This window comes from Spiroplasma endosymbiont of Lariophagus distinguendus (assembly GCF_023846195.1).
Classification (GTDB): domain Bacteria; phylum Bacillota_I; class Bacilli_A; order Mycoplasmatales; family VBWQ01; genus Spiroplasma_E.
Genome location: NZ_JALMUW010000160.1, coordinates 1 through 677, shown reverse-complemented (window position 1 = coordinate 677; position 677 = coordinate 1). Strand labels below are relative to the sequence as shown.

1 pseudogene is annotated in these 677 nt (G+C 19.6%); it reads left to right on the top strand.

The features are described 5' to 3' along the window. Positions 1-308: 308 nt before the first annotated feature. Positions 309-677 (top strand): annotated as a pseudogene (locus M0D11_RS06295) (hypothetical protein); the annotation flags it as partial.

The following is a 677-nucleotide window of genomic DNA, read 5'->3' as shown; positions in this document are numbered from 1 at the left end:
TATCTTATCAAATGTTTAAAATATTAATGTATGTTAATTTAATTATTTTTCAATTTTCATATACATAAAAATCAAGTTTCTATAGTTAGTTGGAGATAAAAATTTTTTATTTAATTTTATCAATAATTGCTTTGTAGGAAAGTTTATTGTATAGTAATTTTTTCAGTTGTAAACTTTAAGTGAGATTTATTTAAAATTATCTTTAAATAAATCTTATTTAAAATTGAAACAAAATAATATTTTCAATAATTTTCATTATTAATAAAAATAGTATACGAGAATTTTAATAAAAAGGAGGATACTTAAAAATGATAAATGAAAAAAATAAGACAGTAGAAGAAGATAGTGTTACTACTGTTAATGTTGATGATAGCGATTGTCAAGCAAAAATGGAAAAATTAAATAAAAAATTGCAAGAAACAGCTAATGAATTAGAAGAAATAAGTAGTCTTTATGCAAAATCAGTAAAAGAATCATTAGATAAATCAAAAAAAATTAAAGAACTAGAAGATAAAATTGATGAATTGGAAGAACAATTAAAAGCATGTAGAGAAAAAAATAAAAAATTAGAAGGTCTTGAAGATAAAGTTAAAAAATTAGAAGAAGATTTAAAAGAATGTAAAGAAAAAAGAGAAGACTTGGAAAATCAATTAAAAGAATGTAAAGCAAAAAGAGAA